Raw genomic sequence first — 22,338 nt, forward strand, 5'->3', positions numbered from 1 at the left:
AGATGAGTACAACGACCAATAACACCGCTCAAATTAACCCATCCCAATTCGGGCGTGTGGGCGTATTGTTGGGCGGAAATTCCGCAGAGCGTGAGGTGAGCCTGCGCTCTGGCAATGCCATTTTTAACGCCCTGGTGGCACAGGGTGTAGACGCAGTAAAAATAGATACCGCGCGCGATGCCGTTGATACTATTCGCGCAGCAAATATAGACCGCGCCTTTATTGCCCTGCATGGCCCGGGTGGTGAAGACGGGCGCATGCAAGCGCTGCTTGAGTATCTGGGTATTCCCTACACTGGCAGCGGCGTGCAGGCTTCAGCCATCGCCATGGATAAATGGCGCACCAAGCAAATTTGGCGTGGCGAAGGTTTGTCTACCCCGGAATATCTGGTGGTAGAGCCCAACATGGATTTGGGTGCAGCGCTTGCTTCACTTGGCGGTAAAGTGATGGTCAAGCCAAGTCACGAAGGGTCTAGCATTGGTATGTCGCGTGCCGATAATTTGGCAGAGCTTACTCAAGCCATTGAAACGGCCAAGGCGCTTGATAGCACCATTATTCTTGAGCGCTTAATAGAAGGTGCGGAATATACGGTGGCTATTGTTAACGGGCAGGTGATGCCACCTATTCGGTTAGAAGCGGCCAATCGCTTTTACGACTACCAGGCAAAGTATCACTCCAATGAAACACGCTATGTGTGCCCTTGCGGCCTGCCGGAGAATGATGTGCAGGCATTGGAAGCTCTGGCGTTGCAGGGATTTAATGCCATCGGTTGCAAAGGTTGGGGGCGCGTTGACGTGATGGCCGATGCGGCGGGCAAATTTTACATGCTGGAAGTCAATACCGTGCCGGGCATGACCGATCATAGCCTGGTGCCAATGGCGGCAAAACAGGCGGGCTTGGCGTTTGACCAGCTGGTGGTACAAATTTTAGCGGGGTCTTTGGTGTAATGAATACGCCCGCGTCCAACAAAAAAGCTGAACAAGCCAAGGCACGCCCTGGCCTGATTCGGCGCTGTTTGATGTTGGTTGTGTTTGCGGCTTTGTGCGTTTGGTTGGCACCGGTAGTGGGCGAGCAGGCAATCAATTTATGGGATAGGCCCGTACAGGAAGTGTCCATTGAGGGGCCTTTTAAGATGGTGCCTCGCGAGCGCATTGCGCAATTGTTAAGCCAGAATATTTACACAGGGTTTTGGAAGCTGGACATTCAGTCGCTTCAGCGTGCAATAGAGCAAGACCCTTGGATAAAGGCTGTATCAATTCGCCGTCGCTGGCCGGATCGGTTAATGGTTGAAGTACAAGAGCAAACGCCCATCGCCCGTTGGGGAGATAGAGGCTACGTTAACAACACCGCCGAATTGATATTGGTAGACAATTTAGGTAGCGCACTTGCAAATCTACCGAGGCTAGATGCCGAAGACCGTGCGCTCGATAAGTTGATGCAAAATTATCAAACTATTGCAGAATTGCTAGGTGCACGTAACCTTCGCCTTGCGCACATAGAGTTGGATGCGCGTGGCAGCTGGCGAATTACCTTACGCGATGGCGTGAAAGTGATTTTCGGCCGTCATAGGTTGCAAGAACGTATGCGGTTGTTCGCAAAAATTTACGATACCAAGCTTTCTGAGCATTGGGCGGATGTCGCCAGTGTGGATGTGCGGTATAACAACGGTGCGGCCGTGGGCTGGCGCCCGAAGCTTGCAAAAATTCAGGAAGAAGTTAACACAACAGGCAGCAAAGCATGAATGACGGATTGGACAAAATGAGGTTAACACTATGCCCCCGGTGAACGAGAGCCGCATGATCGTAGGCCTGGATATTGGCACTTCAAAAGTGGTGGCAATCGTCGGCGCTGTTTCTGGTGATGGTGAGCTGGAAATCGTGGGTATTGGCTCGCATAAATCCATCGGCTTGAAAAAGGGCGTGGTTGTTAATATTGAATCCACCGTGCATTCCATTCAGCGGGCGGTAGAAGAGGCTGAGCTGATGGCGGGCTGCCAAATTGATGCCGTTTACGCGGGCATAGCCGGCAGTCACATAAGTAGCCTTAATTCCCACGGTATTGTGGCAATTAAAGATCGCGAAGTGTTTAGCCAGGATGTAGACCGTGTAATAGACGCTGCACAAGCCGTGGCCATTCCGGCAGATCAAAAGATTTTGCATATTTTGCCGCAGGAATACCTTATTGATAATCAAGAAGGTGTGCGCGAGCCACTCGGGATGTCGGGCGTGCGCCTGGAGGCAAAGGTGCACTTGGTTACGTGCGCAGTCAACGCTGCCCAAAATATTGAAAAGTGTATTAAGCGCTGCGGCCTTGAAGTAGACGACATTATTTTAGAGCAGCTGGCCTCAAGCTACGCCGTATTGACCGATGATGAAAAAAGCCTGGGTGTTTGCCTGGTGGACATTGGCGGTGGCACCACAGACATCGCCATTTTTACCGATGGCAGTATCCGTCATACCAAGTCTATTCCTATTGCCGGCGACCAGGTAACCAACGATATCGCCATGGCGTTGCGCACGCCCACTGCGCACGCAGAAGAAATTAAAATCAAATACGCCTGTGCGCTGGCGAAACTTACCGGCGCCGATGAAACCATTAAAGTGCCAAGTGTGGGGGATCGTGAACCCAGAGAGCTTTCCCGCCAGGCACTGGCAGAAGTGGTAGAGCCGCGTTACGACGAACTGTTTACCTTGGTGCAGGCAGAGCTGCGCCGCAGTGGTTACGAAGATTTGGTGGCCGCCGGCATTGTGTTAACCGGTGGCACATCAAAAATGGAGGGTGTTGTTGAGTTGGCCGAAGAAATATTTCACATGCCGGTACGCCTGGGCGCGCCGCAAAATATTCGCGGCTTAAGCGATATCGTCAACAATCCTATCTATTCCACAGGTGTGGGCTTGTTATTTTATGGAATGAAGCAACAGGAAGGGAGACCCGTGCAATCACAACGCAGTCAAGGCGCAAGCTGGTGGACCAGAGCAAAAGCCTGGTTGGCAGAAAATTTTTAGAGTGTGATGTTCATGATTCATCAAAATTGCATTCATAACGTGTTTTTAAAAGATTTGGAAATCGCTACAACAGAGGGGATATACCATGTTTGAACTAGTCGATAGCGTACCGCAGAACGCGGTAATTAAAGTTGTTGGTGTGGGCGGTGGCGGCGGTAACGCTGTGAAGCACATGATTGCCAGCGACATAGAGGGTGTAGAGTTCGTGTGTGCTAACACCGATGCTCAAGCGTTAAAAGATGTAGATGCCAAAACCGTGTTGCAGCTTGGCAACTCCATGACCAAAGGCCTTGGCGCTGGCGCCAACCCTGAGGTGGGGCGTCAGGCGGCTATGGAAGATCGCGAGCGCATCGCTGAAATTCTGGAAGGTGCCGATATGGTATTCGTAACTGCCGGTATGGGCGGTGGTACGGGTACCGGTGGCGCGCCGGTTGTGGCCGAAGTCGCCCGTGAAATGGGTATCTTGACCGTGGCTGTGGTTACCAAGCCATTCCCGTTTGAAGGCAAAAAGCGCATGGCCATCGCCGATGCGGGTATTCGCGAATTGTCTGAGCGTGTTGATTCGCTGATCACCATTCCCAACGAGAAGCTACTGTCGGTATTGGGTACAAAAACCAGCTTGCTGGATGCCTTTAAAGCTGCCAACAACGTGTTGTTGGGCGCCGTACAGGGCATTGCTGATCTCATTATTCGGCCGGGCATGATCAACGTCGACTTTGCCGACGTTCGCACGGTGATGTCTGAAATGGGCATGGCAATGATGGGTACCGGTGTTGCTTCTGGCGAGAACCGTGCACGTGAAGCCGCCGAAGCCGCCATTCGCAGCCCCTTGCTGGAAGATGTGGATTTGCAAGGCGCCCGTGGCATTCTGGTTAACATTACCGCCGGCATTGATTTGTCGCTGGGTGAATTTACCGAAGTGGGCGATACCGTGGGCGAGTTTGCCTCGGCAGATGCTACTGTTGTGGTTGGCACAGTGATCGACCCGGAAATGAAAGACGAGCTGCGTGTAACCGTTGTGGCCACAGGCTTGGGCCCGGTAGTGAAGCAAGAGGCCCCAAAGCCCAAGGCTTCTGTAGTGGTAGATAACACTGCGCGCCAGAAGGTGAATTCGCCGGAGGATTTCGACACGCCAACCTACCAGCGTCGCAAGCAAGCGGCTGCCGGTGGTGGTGGCACGGCGGTTGCGGCCCAGGAAAAGGATATGGAGCTGTTTGATATCCCGGCTTTCCTGCGTCGGCAAGCGGATTAATTCGAAGGCTTGCGATTATTCGCCAAAGGGCGCTTGGAACTTAAGTGTTGGTTTAAGTGTCCAATTTTTGGTAATATTCGCCGCTTTCCAGAGGATTTTGGTTCTTTGGCCGTATCGTCACGACTTTTTGGCCAAAATGGCGAGCCTCTGGTACGAATTATTCGACTTCATGCTGCTTATTTTAGAAAGCGAGTGTGAACGCCGAAGTTCAGTAGCCAAAAGCGGGCAGCGGTAGTGCTTTAGCCCTTTTACCCCCCTCTGTTAAGGAAGGGTTAATGGCGCGAGCGGCAACATCCGCACATGAAGGCCAATATTGGCCTTCCTGAAAGGTATGAACTTCGGCGCCCGTGCGTAATGGATGCGCCATCAACATGTTAAAGACACGGTGAAATATGATCAGACAGCGCACTTTAAAAAACCCCATCCGCGCAACAGGCGTAGGCCTGCACACGGGCGAAAAGGTTTACCTGACGTTGAAGCCAGCGCCTGTTGATACGGGCATTGTATTCCGCAGAACCGATTTAAACCCCGTTGTGGAAATTGAGGCGAAAGCCGCCAACGTTGGGGATACCACCTTATCTACCACTTTGGTGAAGGGTGATGTGCGTGTGTCTACTGTTGAGCACCTGCTCAGTGCCATGGCGGGCTTAGGTATTGATAACGCCATTGTCGAGGTGTCTGCCTCTGAAGTACCTATCATGGATGGCAGTGCCGGCCCCTTTGTGTTTCTTATTCAGTCTGCCGGTATTGAAGAGCAGAAGGCTGCCAAGAAGTTTATCCGCATCAAGCGCCCAGTGGTTGTGAAAGATGGCGATAAAGTGGCCTCTTTCCTGCCTTTTGATGGCTTCAAGGTCACGTTTAGCATCGACTTCGATCACCCGGTATTTAACGGCCGCACGCTCAATGCAAGCCTCGATTTCTCAAGCACCTCCTTTGTAAAAGAAGTGAGCCGTGCCCGTACCTTTGGTTTCATGCACGAAATTGAGTACCTGCGCTCCAAGGGCCTGGCCAAGGGTGGCAGTGTGGACAACGCCATCGTGGTAGATGATTACCGCGTGGTTAATGAGGATGGCCTGCGTTACGAAGACGAGTTCGTAAAGCACAAGGTGCTCGATGCCATCGGCGACCTTTACCTGTTGGGCAATAGCTTGATTGGTGAGTTTAAGGCGCATAAGTCGGGCCATGCATTGAATAACAAGTCGTTGCGCCAGCTGATCGCGCAAGAAGACGCCTGGGAAGTGGTGACCTTTGAAGATGAAAAGGTTGCGCCTATCTCCTACATAAAGCCCATCCTTGCGATGTGATCTACTGTTAAGGTAGCTTGTCGCGTATCGTTGGTAATTCCTTGATTTGTATGCCATATTTCAGTTGCTGATAATTGAAATATGGCATATTGGGTATTCGCGAAGGTCTGGTACTTTCGTTGGCTGCCCACGGTGATTGTGATGCCATAGACGGAAGTGATGCCATTTGGCGCGTAAAATGCGCTGCCCTCGGCAAGAGGCCGAGCAGATGTGCTTAACTTGCGTTATGAGCGTAAATTCATAACAACAACTATTTCACCGTTGTTTAATCGAACCCAGAAGGCCTGATGAAAGTAATCTTGGTCAGTCAACGCCACGGCAGTACACGCAGCTTTACGCTGGGTGGCTGGACCCGTGCTGTCTTGTCGGCGTGCCTCATCGGCCTGCCTGCAGGCGTAGGCGTGGTGGCGGGCCTTGAGTGGGCAAAGGGCGACGGTGCAGATCTATTTACCCCAGATACCGCTAAAACCTGGAATCAGGATTTGGCTGACCAGCGTGTCCAGGTGGAAGAAACCCGCCGTCATGCACAGCAGCAGCTGGCTGCCATTACCCTGCGCATGGCTGAGCTGCAGGCCCGCTTGGTTCGCCTTGACGCCCTGGGCGAGCGATTAACCACTATCGCTAAGCTTGATGAAGGCGAGTTCGATTTTAGCCAGGCACCCGCCCTTGGTGGGCCTGAGTCGGCGTCGCTTGGCGATGCCTTCACCGCCCCCGAATTCCTTGATGCCATCGATCAGCTGACAGACCAAATTGAAAACCGCGAACAGCAGCTCGAAATACTCGAGGCCCTGCTGGCCAAGCGTAAAATCCAAAATGATGTTTTTCTGGCCGGGCGCCCGGTGACCAAAGGCTGGATGTCTTCACGCTATGGCCGCCGCACAGATCCTTTCACAGGCCGCGTTGCCTGGCATTCAGGCGTGGATTTTGCCGGTAAAATGGGCTCTGATGTTATCTCTGTGGCCGCCGGTGTAGTTACCTGGGCCGGCAAGCGTCATGGCTATGGCGACCTGGTTGAAATAAACCACGGCAATGGTTTTTCTACCCGCTACGCTCACAACTCTGAAGTTAAAGTGAAAGTGGGTGATATCGTGAAAAAAGGGCAGGTTATTGCCCTGATGGGCACCAGCGGCCGCTCTACCGGCCCGCACGTTCACTTTGAAGTATACAAACACGGTCGCCCAGTCGACCCTGCAGCCTATATCCACCGCGCGGCCCGCTGAGGCCCCAGAGCCCTTGCGTTCAAGGGCACCTTTCTGTTTACTTGACACCCTTTAACCGCCCGCTGGCGGCAACCTGTACGTACATTCGGAAATATCATGATTAGCAAGATGCTAAAGGCCATTTTTGGCACCAAAAACGACCGTGAACTGAAGCGCATGGGCAAGGTCGTAAATAAAATAAATGACCTTGAAGACGGATTAAAACAGCTGAGCGATGCAGACCTTGCCGCCAAAACCGGCGAGTTCAAGCAGCGCCATGCTGACGGCGCAAGCCTAGACAACCTACTGCCAGAGGCCTTTGCTGTGTGCCGTGAAGCTTCGCGCCGGGTGATGTCTATGCGTCACTTTGATGTTCAGCTGATTGGCGGCATGACGCTGCACGAAGGGCGCATTGCCGAAATGCGTACCGGTGAAGGTAAAACGCTGATGTCTACGCTGGCCGCTTACCTGAATGCTATTTCAGGCAAGGGTGTGCACATCGTCACCGTGAACGATTACCTCGCCGCCCGTGATGCCGCCTGGATGGCACCGCTGTATAACTTCCTGGGCTTAAGCGTGGGTGTTATTCGCTCCATGCAAGACCCGGAGGAGAAGCGCAAAGCCTATCAGGCGGATATTACCTACGGCACCAACAACGAGTTTGGTTTTGATTACCTGCGCGATAATATGGCGCTGCGTAAAGACGATCGCTACCAGCGGGAATTAAATTTTGCCGTGATCGATGAAGTTGACTCCATTCTCATCGATGAGGCGCGCACGCCGCTGATTATTTCAGGTGCAGCCGAAGACAGCTCCGAGCTCTACAAGCTCATGAACGGCATGATTCCCAAGCTTAAAGCGCCCACAGAAGAAGACCCGGGCCATTACCAACTGGATGAAAAGGCGCGCCAGGTTGAGCTGACGGAAGATGGCCATCAGGCCATTGAAGATATGCTGATTCAGGCGGGCATGCTCCAGCAAGACGACAGCCTCTATGCTGCAACTAACTTAAGCCTCTTGCACCACGTACACGCGGCGCTCAAAGCGCACACCCTATTCCAAAAAAACGTGGACTACATTGTGCAGGAAGGCCAGGTGATGCTCATTGATGAGCACACCGGCCGCTCGATGCCCGGGCGCCGTTTATCAGAAGGCCTGCACCAGGCACTGGAAGCAAAAGAAGGTGTAAACATTCAAAATGAAAGCCAAACACTGGCTTCCATTACCTTCCAGAATTATTTCCGGTTGTACGATGGCCTTTCAGGTATGACCGGTACCGCCGACACCGAAGCCTTTGAATTTCGGCAGATCTACGGCCTGGATGTGGTGGTTATTCCCACCAACAAGCCTATCCAGCGTAAGGATTTGAACGACCTGATATTCCTCACGGTTGAGGAAAAGTACGACGCCATTGTTGAAGATGTAAAAGCCTGCATTGAAAAGCATGCGCCGGTGCTGGTGGGCACGGCGTCTATTGAAACCTCCGAGATGATGTCTGCGCGCTTGAAAAAAGCAGGTATCAAGCATCAGGTGCTCAATGCAAAATTCCACGAAAAAGAAGCCGAAATTATTGCCCAGGCAGGCCGCCCGGGTGCGGTTACCATCGCAACCAATATGGCGGGCCGCGGTACTGATATTGTGCTGGGGGGCAATTGGGAGGCAGAGCTTGCCGAGCTGAAAGAGCCAACCGATGCACAAAAAGATGCTTTAAAAGCCGACTGGCAAAAGCGCCATGATCTGGTGATTGAGGCGGGCGGTTTGCACATTATTGGTACAGAGCGTCACGAGTCTCGCCGTATCGATAACCAGCTTCGCGGCCGGGCAGGGCGCCAAGGCGACCCGGGCATGTCTCGTTTTTATTTGTCGCTTGAAGATAACCTCATGCGTATCTTCGCCTCAGATCGTGTGCGCAACTTCATGAAAGCGCTGGGCATGGAAAAAGGTGAAGCCATCGAGCACCGGATGGTAACCAATGCCATTGAAAAGGCGCAGCGTAAGGTTGAAGGCCGAAACTTCGACATTCGCAAGCAGTTGCTGGAATACGATGACATCGCCAATGATCAGCGTCAGATTGTTTACCAGCAGCGCAATGGATTACTGGAAGCGGAAACCATTTCTGAAACCATTACCGCGGTGCGGGTCGATGTGGTAAACGACATTATCGATGGCTTCATTCCGCCTCAAAGTATGGAAGAGCAGTGGGATATTGCCGGGCTTGAGTCTGCCTTAGAGGTGGAGCTTGGCTTGAAGTTACCCGTTCAGCAGTGGCTGGACGAAGACAAGAGTGTGCATGAGGCCACTGTGCGCGAGCGCGTACTTGAAAAAGCGCAACGTGCCTACGATGAAAAGTGCGCCCGTTTTGGCGATGTGATCAAAGACATCGAGCGCCAAATCATGCTGCAAGTGCTGGATATGCAGTGGAAGGAGCATCTCGCTGCTATGGATCACTTGCGCCAGGGTATTGGCCTGCGTGCTTACGCTCAACGCAACCCCAAGCAGGAATACAAGCGTGAAGCTTTCGAGCTGTTCCAAAGTATGTTGAACACCATCAAGCTTGAGGTAATTAAGGTGTTAGCGCGCGTTGAGCCTATCACTCAAGAGCAAATGGATGAAATGGAGCGCAAGCGTGCAGAGGCCCTGGCCAAGCAGAAAATGCAGCTGCAACACGCGGAGATGAATGCCATGGGTGAGGCACCAGCAGAGCCTGATCAGGCCAAGCCGTTTGTGCGCCCGGGGCAGAAAGTGGGCCGTAACGACAACTGCCCCTGTGGTTCTGGTAAAAAGTACAAGCAGTGCCACGGGAAGTTAACTTAAGCACTCTCTATAAAAAGGCTGCCTTGGCAGCCTTTTTTTTGGCAAAATTACAGTACGCCTTTAATTACTAAGGCGGATTAAACGGGCATCTTTAAAAGGAATGGGTGGCAATATGGCAATAGGTGAAGCAACATTTCCCGAAATGCACACGGTTGCGGGTTTTAAACTAGGTGTTGCAAGTGCCGGCATCAAGCGCCCTGGCCGCCGCGACGTTGTGGTAATGGAGGCGCAGGCGGGTTCCACCGTGGCCGGTGTGTTTACCACCAACGCATTCTGCGCGGCACCTGTAACGCTGTGTAAAGAGCGTTTGGCACAAGGCCAGCCGCGCTTTTTCGTAACCAATACCGGTAATGCTAATGCCTGTACGGGTTTGCCCGGGCGTGAAAATGCAAGCCGCGTTTGCCAATCTGTTGCCTCGTTGTGTGGCACAGAAGAAAGCCTGGTGCTGCCATTTTCAACAGGAGTGATAGGTGAACCCTTACCCGTTGAAAAAATTCTTGCGGTACTGCCAGAGGCCGTAAAAAGCCTTTCAGAGCACGAGTGGGAAAATGCCGCCCATGGCATTTTAACAACCGATACCCGGCCAAAAGGCGCGAGTGTGTGCTTTGAGTATCAGGGCGAGCGCATTGTGGTATCAGGTATCGCCAAAGGCTCGGGTATGATTAAGCCAAATATGGCCACCATGCTAGGCTACGTGGCTACCAATGCCAAAGTGGCGCAGCCTTTGTTGCAAGCCATGCTGCGCGAAGCAACCGATCGCTCGTTTAATCGCATTACGGTAGACGGCGACACCTCCACCAACGATTCCGGTGTGCTTATCGCAACCGGAGGCACCGGTTTGGCCGAGCTCTCTGAGGCGCGGGGCGAGTATTACGAGCAGCTGAAGAGCGCCATTATTGAAGTTCATCAATCATTGGCGAAAGCCATTGTGTCCGATGGCGAAGGTGCTACCAAATTCGTTACCGTTGATGTGGTTGGTGCCCGTGAGAAATCCGATGCCACCAAGGTTGCCTATGCTGTGGCGCATTCCCCGCTTATTAAGACGGCCTTGTTCGCCAGCGATCCAAACTGGGGGCGCATTGTTGCCGCGATTGGTTATGCCGGTGTTGCCAATCTAAATGCCGATTCAGTGAGAGTACATTTAGGTGATGTGCTCATCGTGGAGGATGGTGGCAGGGCTGCGAGCTACACAGAAGCGCAAGGGCAGGCGGTGATGAACGAGCCTTATATCACTATCCGCATTGATTTAGGTATGGGCAGTGCCCACGATACGGTGTGGACCACAGACCTTTCCTACGACTACGTGAAAATCAACGCCGATTACCGGAGCTAAGGTTTGTCTAAGGTTGTGCATGTTGCCGCTGCCGTCATAAAAAACAGCCGTGGTGAAGTGCTTATTGCCAAACGGCCCGCCCATGTTCATATGGGTGGGCTTTGGGAGTTTCCGGGTGGCAAGTTAGAGCCAACTGAAAGCGCCACCGAGGCGCTTACGCGAGAGCTGCACGAAGAGCTGGGCATTCACGTACGTCAAACCGAGCCCCTTATTCAGATTTTGCATCGCTACCCAGGTAAAACAGTGCACCTTGATGTGTCCATCGTTACAGCTTTCGATGGCATTGCCGAAGGCAAGGAGGGGCAGGAAGTGCGTTGGGTTACCCCAAAAGCGCTTAAAGGCTACACATTTCCCGATGCCAATTACCCCATAGTGAATGCCGCACTTTTGCCGCATCAATGTTTTATTAGTGGTGAGGCCACAAGTGTTGATCAATATGTAGCGCGTATTGCTCAGGCTGCGGGCAGCGGAGCATCACTGTTTATTTTAAGGCCTACGCAGGTGGTGCATGATGCAGGCTCGCTCGAAAAAATAATCCAAGGTCTTGCCGAGCTTACTCACTGCAAAATCCACTGGCATGAGCGATGGTTTGAAGGTGATTACGGAAAAATGGCGGCGCTTCTGGGCAAGTCTGCCAATTACGGTGGCCATTTTTCTGCTCGCGCAATGGCACAAGGTGTGCCGGCCTTAGGCGAGCATTTGGCAGGGGTAGATTGCTCTGCATCTTGTCACAGTGCGGGTGAGCTGGCGCAGGCTGCAGCCTTGGGCTGTGCCTTCGCCTTGCTATCGCCAGTTAAGGCAACCAAAGATTATGGCCCCGAATCCCTCTTGGGGTGGCAGGGTTTTCAAGCACATGTGGCAGAAGCGCCTGTTCCTGTTTATGCGCTAGGTGGCTTGAGCGCGACTGATGAGCAAAAGGCTCGAGATTGCGGCGGGCAAGGCGTGGCATTCGTACGTGACTGGTGGGCTTAAGCTTGTGGGTGGCATGTGGCCTATAGCGGATCAGCGGCCTAAAGGCGGGGTGTCAATGAAGCTTGCCCTCTATATCTTCGCTCATTAAATCATCTATCACCGGGTCTCCCGCAATTCGATGAGATTCAGTGGCCCAGTCGCCCAAGTCGATTAGCCTGCAGCGCTCAGAACAAAAGGGGCGGGCAGGGAAGGCTTCTGTCCAAAGAACTTGTGTTTTACACACAGGGCATGCCAGTGCGGCGGGTTTTTTGCTGTCGTTCATAAGCCGTTTTTAGGTTGTGATTTGAATAGGCGTCTAGCTTAGCGGGCGTTCAGGCTCGCCACAAGGCGGGTGTGTAAACGAGCCACCTGTTCAACGAGCGCGCTTGGCGCCCCGTCATTGGTTAGCACATAGTCAGCCAATGCCAGCTTTTCATCGCGCGGCATTTGGCTTGCCACAATCGCTTCAATTTGTGCGGGCGTATTGTTATCCCTCTGGCTTGCACGTGCAATTTGCAGCTCCGGGCTTACATCAACCAAAATAACACCGCTAACCAAGGTGCGTTGATCTGTCTCAAGTAAGAGCGGAGATTCCAGAATTTTGTAGGGGCCTGCATCAGCGGCTTGCAGCCGTTCGATGATCAAAGCCCGGATGATGGGGTGCAGTAGATTTTCAAGCCATTGTTTTTCGGCCGGGTTTTGAAAGATGATCTGCCTGAGTGCAGGCCGGTTAAGTTGGCCACTGGCGGTTAAAATGCTGGGCCCGAAGTGTTCTTCAATTGTTTCAAGCGCCGGTGAGCCTGGCTCAACGGGCTCTCTCGCCACTTGGTCTGCATCTACCACCGTAATTCCATGGCTGCGAAATGCACTGGCCGCGGTACTTTTACCGCTGCCAATGCCACCTGTAAGGCCAAAAACCGGGGTGTTAAAGGCCATTGCCTGCGTCGGCGATGCCTGAGGCTGCAAGGTAGCCTGCGATGATCTGGTCGCCCCACATCATGGCAATCCAGCCCGCTATGGCCAGATAGGGGCCGAAAGGGATGGGGATTTGTTTATCCTGGCCACGAATAACAATCATGCTGATGCCGATTACAGCGCCCACGAGTGAAGAAAGCAAAATAATCAGCGGAAGTGATTGCCAACCAAGCCAGGCACCCATGGCGGCGAGCAATTTAAAGTCGCCATAGCCCATACCCTCTTTGCCCGTAACCAGCTTAAATAGCCAAAACACAGACCAAAGCACACCGTAACCAAGTACGGCACCCCAAAAGGCGCTATGAAAATCGGTAATTAGCCCAAAGCTATTGAGAATCAGCCCAGCCCAGAGTAGCGGCAGGGTGATGTCGTCAGGCAGCAACATGGTGTCTGCGTCAATCATGGTTAGCGTAATCAGCGCCCAGGTAAACGGCAGCATCAACAGCATTTCAAGGCTTGCCCCAAAATGCCATGCAACCGCAAGGCTCAGTAGTGCGCTTGCCAACTCAATGATCGGGTAGCGTACAGATATCGGCTGCCTGCAGGCGTGGCATTTGCCACCGAGCATAACGTAGCTGATCACCGGTATGTTGTGAATCGGGCTAATGGCGGCCTTGCACTGTGGGCAGTGGGAGTTGGGGAAGGCTAGGTTAAACTCTTCAGGTTCGCTAGGTTTCGCGCCCGTTAACTCGCAACATTCAGCCTCCCAATTGCGCTTTAATACCTCTGGTAGCCTGTAAATCACAACGTTGAGAAAGCTCCCCACCATCAACCCCAGTAGGGTAATGGCGGGCATGAATAAAAGCGGTTCTTGTAAAGACCGTAAAAAGTCGTTCTCGATCATTAAACAACTTGGCCGATTTGGAAAATTGGCAGGTACATCGCAATCATCAGGCCGCCTACCAAAATGCCTAGCACCGCCATGATCATTGGTTCAAGCAGTGAGGTGAGGTTGTCTACCATGTTGTCTACGGCATCTTCGTAGAATTCGGCAACTTTGTCGAGCATGTCATCAAGCGCACCGGATTCTTCACCAATAGCCGTCATTTGAATGAGCATGGCAGGGAACATTTTTGATGCGCGAAGCGAGGTGTTTAACTGTATGCCTGTAGACACTTCCTCGCGCACTCTAATTACTGCATCCTTGTAAAGCATGTTGCCCGTAGCGCCAGATACCGAGGTTAACGCATCGATAAGCGGAACACCTGCTGAAAAGGTTGTGGAGAGTGTGCGCGCAAAACGCGCAATGATAGAGTTATATAGGATGTCCCCAACAATTGGCAGTTTCAGTGATGCTTTATCTACTTGGTATGCGAAGGCCTCAGAGCGCTTAACCGCTTCTTTAAATAGGAAAACAAAGCCAATTATCCCGATTAAAATAAAGAACCACCACTCTTGCATGTATTCAGATAGATTAAGCACGAAAACCGTAAATGCTGGTAGGTCTGCGCCGAATGAGCTGAAAGTTTCAGCAAACTGAGGTACGACTTTTACAAGCAAAATGCCCGTTACAATCACTGCAACTACAACTACCGCAATGGGGTAGGTCATGGCTTTTTTAATTTTGGCCTTAATTTTTTCTGTTTTTTCTTTGTAGGTTGCAATCCTGTCTAACATTGTTTCGAGTGCGCCAGATTGCTCACCGGACTCAACTAAATTGCAAAATAATTCGTCAAAATATTGTGGGTGCTTACTTAGCGCACTGGCGAAGCTATTACCCGCGGCTACCTCCTCCCTCAGAGCTAGAATCAAGTCCCTGAGTTTCGGGTTTTCCTGCCCGTCTGCAACAATCTCGAAGCTTTGTACAAGGGGCACGCCGGCTTTCATCATGGTCGCCATTTGCCGTGTAAAAATGGCTACGTCTTGCGGTTGAATTTTTTTGCCGCCACCGCCAAACATTGGCTTTGGCTTTTTACGTACAGTAGTTGCCTTGATGCCTTGTTTTAAAAGTTGCGCTTTAATAAGGGCTGCACTACTACCGTCTATTTCACCAGAGATCTTTCTGCCCTTTTTGTCGGTACCTTTATATATAAATACAGAAGGTTTTGCCTGCGCCGAGGCCTTTGCGGTTGCCATAGCTGTTAATCCTTGGTCACACGGTTAGCTTCTGCGAGGCTGGTTACACCCCAGGCTGCTTTGCGAAGCGCGGAAATTCTTAGGTTGTTGAAACCTTCTTCTTTGGCGGCTTTTGCAATATCAAGTGAATTGCCGCCCTCCATTATAATGCTGGAGATCTTAGGTGTGATGCGAACCACTTCATATACGCCAACCCGGCCTTTGTACCCATTATTACACTGTGGGCAACCTACCGGGTGGTAAAGCTCAAATTCTGCCCTGGGAATACCGATATCATCAAAGCCTTCTTCGGTAAGAATTTCATCGGGAATGTCGGTTGCAGGCTTCTTGCAGTTGCTGCACAGGCGCCTGGCCAGGCGCTGGGCAATAATCACGCTCACCGTTGTGGCCACGTTAAAGGCAGGAACACCCATGTTAAGCAAGCGGGTAAGGGTTTCAGGCGCGCTATTGGTGTGCAGTGTAGAAAGCACCAGGTGCCCGGTTTGGGCGGCCTTAATGCCGATTTCGGCGGTTTCCAGGTCTCGAATCTCACCCACCATCACCACATCCGGATCCTGACGCAGGAAAGAGCGCAGCGCCTCGGCAAAGGTAAGGCCCACCTTGGTGTTCATCTGAACCTGGTTAATGCCTTCAAGGTTAATCTCTACCGGATCTTCGGCGGTGCTGATGTTTATTTCAGGCGTGTTCAGAATATTCAGGCCTGTGTAGAGCGATACGGTTTTACCGGAACCGGTAGGGCCTGTTACCAGTATCATCCCCTGTGGTTGGGCCAGTGCGTCCATAAAGATCTTTTTCTGGGCGTCTTCATAGCCCAGTGCATCAATACCCAGCTTGGCCGAGGAGGGGTCAAGAATACGCAGTACAATTTTTTCACCAAAGAGCGTAGGCAGTGTGTTAACCCGGAAGTCGATGGCGCGGGTTTTGGATATCTTCATCTTGATGCGGCCATCTTGTGGCACGCGCCGCTCAGAGATGTCCATTTGAGACATTACCTTAAGACGTGCTGACAGCCGCGTGGCAAGGTTCACGGGTGGCCTGGCTACTTCTTGCAAAATCCCGTCTGTACGGAACCTCACCCGGTAGGCTTTTTCATAGGGTTCAAAGTGGATATCTGAAGCGCCAGATTTAATGGCATCCAAAAGCACCTTATTGATGAACTTAACAATGGGCGCCTCGTCTGCCTCATTGCCGGCAGCTTCGTCCTTGCCGCCGTCTTCATCTACCGCTTGTATATCCAGGTCTTCAAGCGCGTCATCGTCTAGGCCGCCCAGGGCGTCACCAATGGATTCTTCTTGAGCATTCAGGAACTTTTCAATGGCAATACTGAGTTTGTCGCCGTGAACCAGTATTGCTTCGGTGCTACAGCCAGACTGAAACTTGATTTCATCCAGGGCGTGCAGGTTTGTAGGGTCTGCCATTGCCACAAATAGCCTGTTACCTCTGCGGTATAGGGGCAGGGCTTGATGTTTATTGATTAGCTTTCTATCAATGGAGTCTTTGGGGATGGACTCTACATTTAAGCTCGCCAAATCAAACAGGGGCGTACCAAACTCTTCAGATGCGGCGTTAGCAATGGATTCAGCATCCAGTGTGCCACTGCTGACCAAATATTGGACAAGCGGTTTTTTCTCTTTTGCTGCCTGCCCGAGCGAGTTCTTAGCAAGATCCTCCGTGAGGAGACCATCTTTCACCAATCTTCGTGCAAGGCCGCTAATCTGAGGAGAGGGTGCATTCATTACAACGTCGCCATAGGTTTAACTTGTGTATTAGGGTGAACTTTGGCTTATAAGCCCATGTAAAACAAGCCTATTGCTTGCGGTGAGTGATTCAATCTTGTCATGTTACCCATTATAGATAGTATTGTTGCCTCAGAGCTGACAAAATTTGTCACTTATTGATCTGATTTGTAGGTTTCAATTCAATTGTTTGCGGCCCTAGCCTGCTGTCTGGCACGCATAGCTCGCTTAACTCCCTTTGCAACTGCAAGGTTGAACAAGGGTTCTCGTTTCTGGCATGCTTGTTGCTTCAGCCGGATTACCTAACACCTAAAAAGTCTGTGGAGACATTTTATGAAAAGCGTACAAAAAGGTTTTACCCTTATTGAATTGATGATTGTAGTTGCAATCATCGGTATTCTGGCTGCTGTTGCACTGCCTGCTTACCAGGACTATACAATTCGTGCCAAAGTATCTGAGGGTTTGACTTTATCTTCAGCAATTAAAACTGCGATTTCTGAAACCTTCCAGAGCGCAGGCCCCCAATCTATGGCGTGTACTGATGCTGCATCGTGTGCAACTATTGGTACTTCACCATTAGACGCAGCCACATTGACGTCGAACAAAAACGTAGCTTCAATTCTTAGTGCCCAAAGCGGTATTATTACAATTACCTATAAGCCTGCTGTGCTGCCTGCTGCTCAAAGCACCTTGTTAATTTCCCCAGTGACGGCTGCTGGTGGTGCGTTGGATCTGAGCAGTGCGGCTTCTGCCGGCAACCAAATCATTTGGGATTGCTCTCTGAATGGTACTGTACCAGCTAAGTACCGCCCAGCTAACTGTCGCCCAGCTGCAGCTGCTGCGCCTTAATGTTTGCTGTAGTGTGAGTAGAAAGGCTGCCTTGGCAGCCTTTTTTTTGCTGGATATTTTGCTTTTTCTTCAGTTTGGTTCGGTAACTTTTTAGGCTGGAATGGGCTGGGGTTAGGTTGAGCGTTTGGGTGTTTATTCAAGCGCAGCTAGGCCATGTATTTTCTTGGGGGCTGCCGCCGCGTGCCCGTGCTGTCTGTTTGATCTACTAGCTGGTGGGTGGTTTATGGGTTCGATATCACTTAGCCGTGGAGGCTTGTTTTCTGGTTGGTTTGGAGATTGTTCCTTTCTGATTTTGCTGCCTATAGTGGCGATAGCATCCGGCGCCTTTGTTTATTTTAACCCTCGCTATTTCGAGTTGGTGTTCCTTCTGGATTTGTGGTTGCTGGGTTACCATCACGTCATTGCGACTTATAGTAGGCTGCTTATGGATGCTGGCAGTCGTTCTAGGCACCTATGGCTAGTCAGTGTGCTCCCGTTGTTGGTGGTTGTGAGTGTTTTCGCGCTTTCCAAGTTAGCTGGAAGTGCCGCTATCGCTACTGTGTACCTCTATTGGCAGTGGTTTCACTATTCTCGCCAAAGCGAGGGGATTGCCAAGGCATATCTTCGAAAGTCAAAAAAGGCAAAGGGGTTTGACCACGTTGACACCCTTTGTTTCTACGCAGTACCTCTGGCTGCATTCATTTGGATGCTTTCTCGTGGCGAGTCTGAGTTTCTGTTTATGCCGATTTGGGTGCTCCCGGTCTCTGATAAGTTGGCTTTCTTTGCTTTACTTTGTGCTGTGCCTTTGGGTGTTGTTTGGCTGGCTCGCCGCTGGGTTGGGTGGCGCACTAATGAGGAGCCGATAACTTTGTTGCTATATGGGCTTGGGCACTATGCGATTTATTTGGTTGCCTATGTACTAATTGACCAAATCAATAGTGGTTGGCTGAGTATTAATATTTGGCACAACGCGCAGTATATTATGTTTGTTTGGTTGTTTAACCAGAATAGATACCGCTCCGGCATTGAGCCGGGGGCGAAGCTTATTTCTTATTTAAGTCAGCCAGGAAGGGGAGTTATCTATTTTGGATTTTTTGTGCTGGTTACCTATGTAGTGTACTCAGGGATTGAGGTTGCACTAGACGGTTACTCTGCTGCAAACGTGTTTGAAGTGGCCGTTATTGTATACGCTGCCATAAATTTTCATCACTATATCGTCGATTCGTTAATTTGGAAGCTCAGAAAACAATCGGTTTCGAAGTATGTTTAGTGGCGTTGGCCGCTATTTCGATGTTATTGGTAAGTCTGGCCACTTCCCTGCTCTAGATGGGCTGCGTGCAATAGCCATTATTTTGGTTCTGTTGAGGCATGCAATACATTTTTATCCTGATGCTCCCCAGGGTTTTTTCTTTAATCTTTGGGTAAATGGTTGGCTGGGTGTTGACCTTTTTTTCGTGCTAAGTGGATTTCTTATTTCGTATCATTTGCTCAATTCCTGGCCTAAGGCAGGCGTTGCTGGCTATGTGGGTAGTTTTTATTTAAAGCGAGTGTTGCGGATCTTGCCGCTATATCTTTTTATTGTTGGCGTGGTTTGGCTAGGTGTGGTGCCATATTATCAAGTGTCGGTTGAGCGGGACCCTGCCTCCTTGTGGGTGTACATCTTCTTTGTTCAGGAATTTTTTAATTCGGAGTTGCTGGTTACCTTGTGGTCTGTTGGGGTGGAAGAGAAGTTTTACTTGGTTGCGCCTCTGCTGGTTTACGGGGGGCTAGTTGCGGTCAATTGCAGGCGTTACATCCTTTTATTAATCTCCTTTATCCTGTCAATTTATTTCTTGAAGTGGCTTATGATGGGGGGGGTTATTGGCTATGAGGATTATTTTTGGTTCTACCGTGCGCCGTTTTGGTATGCTGTTTGCCCTATTTTAATGGGGCTTGTTGTTGGGTTGGTTAAGCATAAGTATCCAGTGTTTGAACCTCCATCGAATTTGAAATTATTGATGCTTTGCGCATTTCCTGCTCTGGTGTTTCTGTTGTTTTTCAGTGCGTGGGTATATGCAGGTAATTGGTATTTAGTTGATTTTGTGCAATTGCTTTTCTCTGTGCTGTGTGCCGTTGTGGTGGCTATTTGTGTCTGGTTGCAAGAGGCTGGTCGTGGAATTTTGGCGGGCCGCTTTCTTAGGTTGATGGCAAAGTTGTCCTATGCCGTATATTTGGTTCATCTTTTAATGATACCACTATCGATTGAGTTGTCTGAATTCGTGGGTGGTGAGTTTTGGGTGTTCTTTGTGATATATATTTCGCTTACTATGTTTGTTTCATTTGTTTTGCATTTGGTTGTTGAAAAGCCATTTTTGGAGCTGAAGAAATATGTTAGGTGAAGGTCGCCATTTTGTGCAGCTCAAGGCAAGGTTGGTCGCAGCTGGGTTGCATATGTTGCTGTCAGTTGTTGTTGCAGCCGGTGTTGCTATGCTGGTTTTTTACCTTTGGTATCCTAAAGGTTTGTCTAGTTTTGTGGGTGGAGCAAAGATTTATGGTGTGTTGATAGGTGTAGAGCTGGTATTGGGGCCGGTTATGTCGCTTGTCATCTATAATATAAATAAGCCAAAAACGGAGTTGATTAGGGATTACCTTGTCGTGGTTTTTGTGCAGGTTTCAGCGTTAATTTATGGGGTTTATGTAGCATTGATGGCCAAGCCCCAGTATATAGTATTCGTAAAGGACCGGTTTGAGGTTGTTGCCTATTCTGAATTGGCTGGAAAGGAGATTGACGAGCAAATTGGCGATTACCCCTTTGGGTTCGGGCCACGCCTTGTTTCTGTGAGCTTCCCTGACTCGATCGAGGAGTCGAATAGAATTCTTTTTTCTGCCTTGGAAGGCGTGGATATACACCTGATGCCAGAATACTACACCAGCTTCAATGTTGGTGAGGTTTTAAGGGCGGCAAAACCTGTACGTGAATTAAAGGGGCGGCAGGCGGATATGGATTCTGTGGTAAATGAGGCTATCGATCAGTGTCCGAATTGTAAGTGGCTACCGATGGTTCGAGGGGCGCGCGATTGGGTGGCTATAATTGATGCTACTACAGGTTACCCAAAACAGTTTTTGGATATTTCTGCATTCTGATTTTCCTTGGTGCGACTACCAAACCCTCATCGACAAATCCACCGCCCGGCAATGTTTCGTAAGCGCGCCAATGGAGATGTAATCCACGCCGCTTGCGGCTTTGCTGGGTAGGTTTTTTCGGTTGATGGAGCCTGAGGCCTCAAGTTTTGCGGGTTTTTTGTGGGTGCGGTTGAGCGCTACGGCTTGCTGGGTGTGTTCATCTGAAAATTCATCCAGCATGATGATGTCGGCACCGGCATTGAGTGCGGTATTAAATTCCTGCAGGTTTTCCACTTCCACTTCCACAGGCTTGCCGGGGGCAATTTGGTGAGCTGCCTGAATGGCTTGCTCTATGCCACCGCAGGCCATGATGTGGTTTTCTTTTATCAAAAACGCATCGTAAAGCCCGATGCGGTGGTTGTAGCAGCCGCCGCAGGTCACTGCATATTTTTGCGCGGTTCTTAAGCCCGGAATGGTTTTGCGGGTATCGAGCAATTTCACTTGAGTGCCTTTCACCAGATCGGCATATTCCCGGCATTTGGTTGCCACGCCAGAGAGCAGCTGCAGAAAGTTAAGCGCTGCGCGTTCGCCAGTCATTAGGGAGCGGGCATTGCCGGTGAGTTCAAATAAAAGTTGATCGGCGTGGGCCTGGTCGCCGTCTTTTACATGCCAATTTACTTCAACGCTTGGGTCCAGCTGTTTAAACACCTCGTTCACCCATTCGGCGCCTGCTATGGTGCAGTTTTCACGGGTAATAATGCGTGCGCGGGCCATTTGGCTTGCGGGAATTAATTGGGCTGTGATGTCGCCGGAGCCTATGTCTTCGGCCAGTGCGTGGCGTACCGCCGCTGTGCGATCCTGGGCGATTTGTTGGGTGAGTTGGTCTGGGGATATCATAGGGTGCATCCGAATTTTTGCGCGCATTGTAGCAGTTTATGGCCCGCCGGGCGGGGCCTTAGTGGTGTTGGATTAAGGTGAGTGTATCGCCGCGCTGGCGTAGTTCTACCTGCTTTAGCGCACTCATGCCAAGTAATATTTCATCGCCACGCATGCCCGGGTTAATGGAGCCGCGCAGGTTGTAGAGCGTGATTTCGCCAAGGCTCAGCTGATTGATGGTGGTGGCGTACACCGTAACCGGCCCGTTGGCAGTTTGCGAAGTCATGGGCCTGCCGCGCTCCAGGCCAAAGCTCTCGGCCAAATGGGCGGGTACAGACACATTTGTGGCGCCTGTATCCAGCAAGAACAGCGCGTTTTGGCCGTTTATGCTGCCATTGGCAACATAATGGTGCTGCCGGTTGGCCTGTAGGGTCACCAGGGTTTGGCTTTGGTTGCGCAGGCTTTCAGGGCGCTGATTGGGGTTGGCTTGATTGTCTTCCCAGCGGCCAAAAAATAGGGTGAGCAGGCCCAGGGCCAGTACCCAGCAAATAATCAGCATGGTGCGCCCCATGGGCGCAGTTTGCGGGTTGTTCATGGGTTTTTGTCCCTTTTGTTATAGCTCCCTGGTAGCGGCGTGTGATATTACTAGGGACTTTGGTTCTGATAAACACGAAACCTTATAACATGATGTGATGGATTTCTCGATCTGATGGCCTGCCACTTTGTATGTATGGCCAGTTGATTATACTAGAGTCCCCAGCGCGCCGGCTGGCTTGCGTACAGCAAGCGGGCCCGGCCCATCAAAATAACTACTGGGATAGTGCCTTTATCCGGGCGCAAACAGGTAGAATCGCAACGCATATTGGCGCATGGCGCCGTATTGATCG

At 51.0% G+C, this 22,338-nt stretch carries 20 protein-coding genes; 13 read left to right on the plus strand and 7 right to left on the minus strand.

Annotated features, from left to right (window positions below):
* Positions 1-2: 2 nt before the first annotated feature.
* The 9 genes from L1F30_RS04820 (at position 3) to L1F30_RS04860 (ending at position 11,879) form a co-directional block, all read left to right on the plus strand.
* Positions 3-947, plus strand: coding sequence for a D-alanine--D-alanine ligase (locus tag L1F30_RS04820; RefSeq protein WP_253360088.1), 945 nt, complete (start codon positions 3-5; stop codon positions 945-947).
* Entirely contained in the window at positions 947-1,741 is a 795-nt protein-coding gene (locus L1F30_RS04825; RefSeq protein ID WP_253360090.1) for a cell division protein FtsQ/DivIB, read from the plus strand. The genes L1F30_RS04820 and L1F30_RS04825 overlap by 1 nt, the downstream gene beginning before the upstream one ends.
* Positions 1,742-1,772: 31 nt before the next feature.
* Positions 1,773-3,005, plus strand: a complete 1,233-nt coding sequence (gene ftsA, locus L1F30_RS04830; RefSeq protein WP_253360097.1) for a cell division protein FtsA — start codon at positions 1,773-1,775, stop codon at positions 3,003-3,005.
* An 85-nt stretch (positions 3,006-3,090) separates the two neighbouring features.
* Positions 3,091-4,257: a cell division protein FtsZ gene (gene ftsZ, locus L1F30_RS04835; protein WP_253360099.1), complete on the plus strand. Its 1,167-nt coding sequence runs from the start codon at positions 3,091-3,093 to the stop codon at positions 4,255-4,257.
* Positions 4,258-4,649: 392 nt separating this feature from the next.
* A complete protein-coding gene (lpxC, locus tag L1F30_RS04840; protein ID WP_253360101.1) occupies positions 4,650-5,561 on the plus strand; it encodes a UDP-3-O-acyl-N-acetylglucosamine deacetylase in 912 nt (303 codons plus the stop codon).
* Between the two features lie 287 nt (positions 5,562-5,848).
* Positions 5,849-6,781 (plus strand): M23 family metallopeptidase, encoded by a 933-nt coding sequence (locus L1F30_RS04845; RefSeq protein WP_253360103.1) that lies wholly within the window; start codon positions 5,849-5,851, stop codon positions 6,779-6,781.
* A 96-nt stretch (positions 6,782-6,877) separates the two neighbouring features.
* Positions 6,878-9,574, plus strand: a complete 2,697-nt coding sequence (gene secA, locus L1F30_RS04850; protein WP_253360105.1) for a preprotein translocase subunit SecA — start codon at positions 6,878-6,880, stop codon at positions 9,572-9,574.
* A 112-nt stretch (positions 9,575-9,686) separates the two neighbouring features.
* Positions 9,687-10,907: a bifunctional glutamate N-acetyltransferase/amino-acid acetyltransferase ArgJ gene (argJ, locus tag L1F30_RS04855; RefSeq protein ID WP_253360107.1), complete on the plus strand. Its 1,221-nt coding sequence runs from the start codon at positions 9,687-9,689 to the stop codon at positions 10,905-10,907.
* 3 nt (positions 10,908-10,910) lie between these two features.
* The gene (locus tag L1F30_RS04860) at positions 10,911-11,879 is read left to right on the plus strand and encodes a Nudix family hydrolase (RefSeq protein ID WP_253360109.1); all 969 of its coding nucleotides are present in this window, start codon (positions 10,911-10,913) and stop codon (positions 11,877-11,879) included.
* A gap of 52 nt (positions 11,880-11,931) precedes the next feature.
* On the opposite strand, the gene L1F30_RS04865 is transcribed toward L1F30_RS04860, so the two are convergent.
* The 5 genes from L1F30_RS04865 to pilB are packed head-to-tail and all read right to left on the minus strand — an operon-like array spanning position 11,932 to position 16,645.
* Positions 11,932-12,141 carry a DNA gyrase inhibitor YacG gene (locus L1F30_RS04865; protein WP_253360111.1) on the minus strand — a complete coding sequence of 70 codons (210 nt, stop codon included), beginning with the start codon at positions 12,139-12,141 and terminating at the stop codon, positions 11,932-11,934.
* 38 nt (positions 12,142-12,179) lie between these two features.
* The gene (gene coaE / locus L1F30_RS04870) at positions 12,180-12,794 is read right to left on the minus strand and encodes a dephospho-CoA kinase (RefSeq protein WP_253360120.1); all 615 of its coding nucleotides are present in this window, start codon (positions 12,792-12,794) and stop codon (positions 12,180-12,182) included.
* Complete coding sequence (locus L1F30_RS04875) at positions 12,784-13,629, minus strand: A24 family peptidase (protein ID WP_305879920.1); 846 nt, start codon at positions 13,627-13,629, stop codon at positions 12,784-12,786. The genes coaE and L1F30_RS04875 overlap by 11 nt, the downstream gene beginning before the upstream one ends.
* A gap of 47 nt (positions 13,630-13,676) precedes the next feature.
* Positions 13,677-14,909: a type II secretion system F family protein gene (locus L1F30_RS04880; RefSeq protein WP_253360124.1), complete on the minus strand. Its 1,233-nt coding sequence runs from the start codon at positions 14,907-14,909 to the stop codon at positions 13,677-13,679.
* A gap of 5 nt (positions 14,910-14,914) precedes the next feature.
* Entirely contained in the window at positions 14,915-16,645 is a 1,731-nt protein-coding gene (gene pilB / locus L1F30_RS04885; protein WP_253360126.1) for a type IV-A pilus assembly ATPase PilB, read from the minus strand.
* A gap of 333 nt (positions 16,646-16,978) precedes the next feature.
* On the opposite strand from pilB, the gene L1F30_RS04895 reads away from it, so the two are divergent.
* The 4 genes from L1F30_RS04895 to L1F30_RS04910 all read left to right on the plus strand — a co-directional run bounded on the left by L1F30_RS04895 (position 16,979) and on the right by L1F30_RS04910 (position 20,596).
* A complete protein-coding gene (locus L1F30_RS04895) occupies positions 16,979-17,494 on the plus strand; it encodes a pilin (RefSeq protein ID WP_305879921.1) in 516 nt (171 codons plus the stop codon).
* Positions 17,495-17,717: 223 nt separating this feature from the next.
* On the plus strand, positions 17,718-18,743 hold the full coding sequence (locus tag L1F30_RS04900; RefSeq protein WP_253360128.1) for a hypothetical protein: 1,026 nt from the start codon (positions 17,718-17,720) through the stop codon (positions 18,741-18,743).
* Positions 18,736-19,851 carry an acyltransferase gene (locus L1F30_RS04905; protein ID WP_253360130.1) on the plus strand — a complete coding sequence of 372 codons (1,116 nt, stop codon included), beginning with the start codon at positions 18,736-18,738 and terminating at the stop codon, positions 19,849-19,851. Before L1F30_RS04900 ends, L1F30_RS04905 begins: the two co-directional genes overlap by 8 nt.
* Positions 19,841-20,596 carry a hypothetical protein gene (locus tag L1F30_RS04910; RefSeq protein WP_253360132.1) on the plus strand — a complete coding sequence of 252 codons (756 nt, stop codon included), beginning with the start codon at positions 19,841-19,843 and terminating at the stop codon, positions 20,594-20,596. The genes L1F30_RS04905 and L1F30_RS04910 overlap by 11 nt, the downstream gene beginning before the upstream one ends.
* Before the next feature lie 15 nt (positions 20,597-20,611).
* On the opposite strand, the gene nadC is transcribed toward L1F30_RS04910, so the two are convergent.
* Both nadC and L1F30_RS04920 read right to left on the minus strand, forming a co-directional pair.
* The gene (nadC, locus tag L1F30_RS04915; protein WP_253360134.1) at positions 20,612-21,472 is read right to left on the minus strand and encodes a carboxylating nicotinate-nucleotide diphosphorylase; all 861 of its coding nucleotides are present in this window, start codon (positions 21,470-21,472) and stop codon (positions 20,612-20,614) included.
* Between the two features lie 58 nt (positions 21,473-21,530).
* Complete coding sequence (locus tag L1F30_RS04920) at positions 21,531-22,046, minus strand: TIGR02281 family clan AA aspartic protease (RefSeq protein WP_253360136.1); 516 nt, start codon at positions 22,044-22,046, stop codon at positions 21,531-21,533.
* Between the last annotated feature and the right edge of the window lie 292 nt (positions 22,047-22,338).

It is taken from the genome of Simiduia sp. 21SJ11W-1 (assembly GCF_024138675.1).
Taxonomy (GTDB): Bacteria; Pseudomonadota; Gammaproteobacteria; order Pseudomonadales; family Cellvibrionaceae; genus Simiduia.

Excerpts from the sequence above, each read along its gene's own strand:
- L1F30_RS04820 (WP_253360088.1), top strand. The coding sequence starts at position 3 with ATGAGTACAACGACCAATAACACCGCTCAAATTAACCCATCCCAATTC.
- L1F30_RS04825 (WP_253360090.1), top strand. The coding sequence starts at position 947 with ATGAATACGCCCGCGTCCAACAAAAAAGCTGAACAAGCCAAGGCACGC.
- ftsA (WP_253360097.1), top strand. The coding sequence starts at position 1,773 with ATGCCCCCGGTGAACGAGAGCCGCATGATCGTAGGCCTGGATATTGGC.
- ftsZ (WP_253360099.1), top strand. The coding sequence starts at position 3,091 with ATGTTTGAACTAGTCGATAGCGTACCGCAGAACGCGGTAATTAAAGTT.
- lpxC (WP_253360101.1), top strand. The coding sequence starts at position 4,650 with ATGATCAGACAGCGCACTTTAAAAAACCCCATCCGCGCAACAGGCGTA.
- L1F30_RS04845 (WP_253360103.1), top strand. The coding sequence starts at position 5,849 with ATGAAAGTAATCTTGGTCAGTCAACGCCACGGCAGTACACGCAGCTTT.
- secA (WP_253360105.1), top strand. The coding sequence starts at position 6,878 with ATGATTAGCAAGATGCTAAAGGCCATTTTTGGCACCAAAAACGACCGT.
- argJ (WP_253360107.1), top strand. The coding sequence starts at position 9,687 with ATGGCAATAGGTGAAGCAACATTTCCCGAAATGCACACGGTTGCGGGT.
- L1F30_RS04865 (WP_253360111.1), bottom strand. The coding sequence starts at position 12,141 with ATGAACGACAGCAAAAAACCCGCCGCACTGGCATGCCCTGTGTGTAAA.
- coaE (WP_253360120.1), bottom strand. The coding sequence starts at position 12,794 with ATGGCCTTTAACACCCCGGTTTTTGGCCTTACAGGTGGCATTGGCAGC.
- L1F30_RS04875 (WP_305879920.1), bottom strand. The coding sequence starts at position 13,629 with ATGCCCGCCATTACCCTACTGGGGTTGATGGTGGGGAGCTTTCTCAAC.
- L1F30_RS04880 (WP_253360124.1), bottom strand. The coding sequence starts at position 14,909 with ATGGCAACCGCAAAGGCCTCGGCGCAGGCAAAACCTTCTGTATTTATA.
- pilB (WP_253360126.1), bottom strand. The coding sequence starts at position 16,645 with ATGAATGCACCCTCTCCTCAGATTAGCGGCCTTGCACGAAGATTGGTG.
- L1F30_RS04895 (WP_305879921.1), top strand. The coding sequence starts at position 16,979 with ATGAAAAGCGTACAAAAAGGTTTTACCCTTATTGAATTGATGATTGTA.
- L1F30_RS04900 (WP_253360128.1), top strand. The coding sequence starts at position 17,718 with ATGGGTTCGATATCACTTAGCCGTGGAGGCTTGTTTTCTGGTTGGTTT.
- L1F30_RS04905 (WP_253360130.1), top strand. The coding sequence starts at position 18,736 with ATGTTTAGTGGCGTTGGCCGCTATTTCGATGTTATTGGTAAGTCTGGC.
- L1F30_RS04910 (WP_253360132.1), top strand. The coding sequence starts at position 19,841 with ATGTTAGGTGAAGGTCGCCATTTTGTGCAGCTCAAGGCAAGGTTGGTC.
- nadC (WP_253360134.1), bottom strand. The coding sequence starts at position 21,472 with ATGATATCCCCAGACCAACTCACCCAACAAATCGCCCAGGATCGCACA.
- L1F30_RS04920 (WP_253360136.1), bottom strand. The coding sequence starts at position 22,046 with ATGAACAACCCGCAAACTGCGCCCATGGGGCGCACCATGCTGATTATT.